The 2,819-nt window shown below is 58.6% G+C and carries 4 protein-coding genes; all 4 read left to right on the top strand.

What is annotated here, in order from left to right:
- A partial coding sequence (locus GX108_08595) for an energy-coupling factor transporter transmembrane protein EcfT (GenBank protein NLO57080.1) occupies positions 1-359 on the top strand: 359 nt, incomplete at its 5' end.
- Positions 356-1,117 (top strand): tRNA pseudouridine(38-40) synthase TruA, encoded by a 762-nt coding sequence (truA, locus tag GX108_08590; GenBank protein NLO57079.1) that lies wholly within the window; start codon positions 356-358, stop codon positions 1,115-1,117. The genes GX108_08595 and truA, both read left to right, overlap by 4 nt.
- A gap of 99 nt (positions 1,118-1,216) precedes the next feature.
- Positions 1,217-2,260: a rod shape-determining protein gene (locus GX108_08585; GenBank protein NLO57078.1), complete on the top strand. Its 1,044-nt coding sequence runs from the start codon at positions 1,217-1,219 to the stop codon at positions 2,258-2,260.
- Position 2,261: 1 nt separating this feature from the next.
- A complete protein-coding gene (locus tag GX108_08580; GenBank protein NLO57077.1) occupies positions 2,262-2,741 on the top strand; it encodes a YkgJ family cysteine cluster protein in 480 nt (159 codons plus the stop codon).
- Positions 2,742-2,819: the final 78 nt, after the last annotated feature.

Genomic DNA, 2,819 nt, shown 5'->3' with positions numbered 1-2,819 from the left:
TCCCCGCCCATGAACTGGCCATGATGATGACCATAGCCCTCAGGTTCATACCCACCCTTCTGAACGAGACGGAGAGGATTATGAAGGCCCAGATCGCCAGGGGAGCTGAACTGGAAAGGGGAGGGCCGCTGAGAAGGCTTCGAGCCTTTATTCCGGTCCTGGTGCCCCTTTTCGTGATCGTCTTTCAGCGGGCCGATGACCTGGCCACCGCCATGGAGGCGAGGAATTACAGCGGTGGCGAAGGCAGGACCCGGATGAACCCGCTGAAATGGACCGCCAGGGATACCGTGGCCCTCGTCTTTTCGCTGTTGTTTTCCCTGTCGGCGGTGCTCCTCGATGGCAGGGTGACCCTGTCATGAGATTCGCCGCGAAAATAGCCTATGACGGTTCGCTCTTTTCAGGCTGGCAGAAACAGCCGAAGTCGACGGTGAATACTGTACAGGAGCACGTCGAAAAGGCCCTCGTCACGCTGAACGGAAAGGCCACGACCGCCGTGGCCGCCGGCAGGACGGACAAGGGTGTTCATGCCCTCGGCCAGGTGATATCCTTCGATATGGTCGCCCCCTGGGAGCCCGGCAAACTCCGCAACGCCCTGGACGCCAATCTCCCGGATTCCATCAGCGTGTTGCGCCTATCCCCCGTCCGGGGCGACTTCAGTGCCAGGTGGAGCGCCCAGTGGAGGGAGTATGTCTACTTCACTTGGAAAGAACGGGGATGCTTTCCCCATATAGCCCCCTTCGTCTGGAGGAACAGCACGGCCTGGGACAGGGAGACCCTTCGGAAACTTTGTATCCTTCTCGAGGGTGAGCATGATTTCAGCGCCTTCTGCCGCAAACTCGATTGTCCCGTCGACGCCCGTCGGACGGTCCTGGCCGCTTCGGTCTCGGGCAGGGGACCCCTCCTGAGATTCAGGATCAGGGGGGAAAGCTTCCTGACGAATATGATCAGGATCATCATGGGGTCGATGGACCTCGTCGCCTCCGGCAAACGGAATATCCCCTGGTTCGAGGGACTCCTCCAGGGAGGTCGGAGGTGCGATGCCGGCCCCACCGCTCCGGCATGCGGGCTTTTCCTGGCCAGGGTCGGATATAGCCCCTCTCCATGGAATATTTCTTGAGGGTGGCGGCCTTTTCGGATATAGTTTAACGGCGGGACCACGGGAGTTTCACGACCGGCGGCGATTTCCCCCGCCACCGCCTGAAGGAGGTAACCTTGTATGTGGGGCATGGATATCGGAATCGACCTGGGGACGGCCAACGTCCTCGTTTTCATGAAAAATAACGGGGTGGTCCTGAGGGAACCCTCCGTTGTGGCCGTGGACCTGAACACCGACAGAATCCTCGCCGTGGGAGACGAGGCCAAGAACATGCTTGGGCGAACCCCCGGCAACGTGGTGGCCATCAGGCCGCTCAAGGACGGCGTCATAGCCGATTACACCATGACCGAGGCTATGCTCAGGCATTTCCTGAAGAAGGTCATCACCGGTTTCGGGAGGTTGATGAGGCGCAGGGGCATGATATGTGTCCCCTCCGGCGCGACCGACGTGGAACGAAGGGCTGTCCTGGAGGCGGCCGTCGAGATAGGAACCAAGGAGGCCTTCCTCATCGAAGAACCCATGGCGGCAGCCATAGGAGCCAACCTCGACATATCCGAACCGAGGGGTAACCTCATCGTGGATATCGGGGGCGGCACGACCGACGTGGCTGTCCTATCCTATGGAGGCATTGTCGTGTCCGAATCCTTGAGGCTTGGGGGAGACCGGCTCGACGAGAATATCACCCGGTTCATCCGAAAGGAGTACAACCTCGCCATAGGGGAACAGACGGCGGAGGCGATCAAGATCAACGCCGCCAACTGCGATCCCTCGCCGCGGAAGGAACAAGCTATGGTAATAAAGGGGCGCGACCTCGTTCACGGCCTCCCGAGACAGGTCGAGATCACCGACCGTATCGTGGCCAAGGCCATTGAAGAGACGGTCAACATGATAATAGAGGGTATCAGGCAGGTCCTGGAGAAGACTCCCCCCGAACTCTCCGCCGACATCATCGACCGGGGCATAACCCTCTCCGGCGGGGGTGCTCTCCTCAAAGGTTTACCCGAACTCATCATGAAGAAGACCCAGATTCCAGCCTACGTGGCGGACCTGCCGCTTGAATGCGTCGCCATCGGGACCGGCAAAGCGCTGGATAATCTTGATAGACTCCGTTCCAGCGGTTCACTTATTGGAGCTTCCCGACGCAGGGAAAGAAAGGTTTGGTGATATGATATACAGGCCGGAACCTCTTTACGAGGTTGAAAAAGAGGGACCCGCTGAGTTACTATATAAACCGTGGTGGCAAGAAGGTTTATATTTTTCCTGCATCGGTTGTGGCCGTTGCTGCCGGGGTGAACCCGGGGCGGTCTGGCTCTCCCCCGGGGAGATTGAAGCGATCGCGGCGCACCTTGGCCTGGAAAAAGGATCGTTCCTCAGGGACTTCGTCGTTGAACGACGAGTCAGAAAGTCCCTCAAGGAGCGCCCCAACTGGGACTGCGTCATGTACGACAGTGAAAACGCCCGGTGTGGAATTTACAGCGTGAGACCCCTTCAATGCAGGCTCTTCCCCTTCTGGCCCAGCCTACTCCGGACGAGACAGGGTTGGATTGAGCGCTCCCTGGAGTGTCCAGGGATGGACCAGGGTCGATTCTGGAGCGCCGAGAAGATATCAACCCTTTTGGCACAATCGCCCTTTCCTGAACTATGATGAATGTCCTCTGATGAAAAGGCCTGTTTGGTTACCTAGCCATACTAACACGGCTACAGCGAGTGTACAGTGGGATAC

Source organism: Thermovirga sp. (genome assembly GCA_012523215.1).
Taxonomy (GTDB): domain Bacteria; phylum Synergistota; class Synergistia; order Synergistales; family Thermovirgaceae; genus 58-81.
This window is presented reverse-complemented; position numbering and strand designations above follow the sequence as displayed.

Bases quoted from the DNA above. Each gene is read 5' to 3' on its own strand.
- truA (NLO57079.1), top strand. From the start codon at position 356: ATGAGATTCGCCGCGAAAATAGCCTATGACGGTTCGCTCTTTTCAGGC.
- GX108_08585 (NLO57078.1), top strand. From the start codon at position 1,217: ATGTGGGGCATGGATATCGGAATCGACCTGGGGACGGCCAACGTCCTC.
- GX108_08580 (NLO57077.1), top strand. From the start codon at position 2,262: ATGATATACAGGCCGGAACCTCTTTACGAGGTTGAAAAAGAGGGACCC.